The organism is Streptomyces sp. YIM 98790 (genome assembly GCF_011421595.1).
Lineage (GTDB): Bacteria > Actinomycetota > Actinomycetes > Streptomycetales > Streptomycetaceae > Streptomyces.
Map to the genome: position 1 here is coordinate 1 of NZ_WTLH01000411.1, position 410 is coordinate 410.

The following is a 410-nucleotide window of genomic DNA, read 5'->3' on the forward strand; positions in this document are numbered from 1 at the left end:
ATAACTCATGCCATACAAAACGCCGCCCGCAATAGAAAGCTTTCCCCAGGCGCGGTCTTCCACTCCGACCGAGGGAGCAACTACATGTCCGACGAATACCGCCTCGCTCTCCGGAGTCTCGGGTTGCGGCACTCCGCCGGTCGGACAGGAATCTGCTACGACAACGCCATGGCCGAGTCATTCTTCGGAGCACTGAAGAACGAACGAGTATCCCAAGTGACATATCCCACCCGCGAGGCGGCCCGTCGCGACATCACCCGATATATCGAACACTGGTACAATCACAGACGACTTCACTCGGCCATCGGCTATCGACCTCCACGCGAGGCGCACGCCGACCACCAGCGCCTCCAACTCGCCTCATGAAATAACCCGGTTACATCCCTGTCCGGAAAACGCGAGACCCCTCA

Annotated in this window: 1 protein-coding gene; it reads left to right on the top strand. The window is 59.0% G+C overall.

The genetic code is table 11. The features are described 5' to 3' along the window. The first annotated feature begins 84 nt into the window (after positions 1-84). Complete coding sequence (locus tag GQS09_RS30535) at positions 85-366, top strand: integrase core domain-containing protein (protein WP_165990358.1); 282 nt, start codon at positions 85-87, stop codon at positions 364-366. Positions 367-410 lie beyond the last annotated feature (44 nt).

What these genes read in the sequence shown, in the direction of transcription:
- GQS09_RS30535 (WP_165990358.1), top strand. Translation starts at nt 85, where the DNA reads ATGTCCGACGAATACCGCCTCGCTCTCCGGAGTCTCGGGTTGCGGCAC.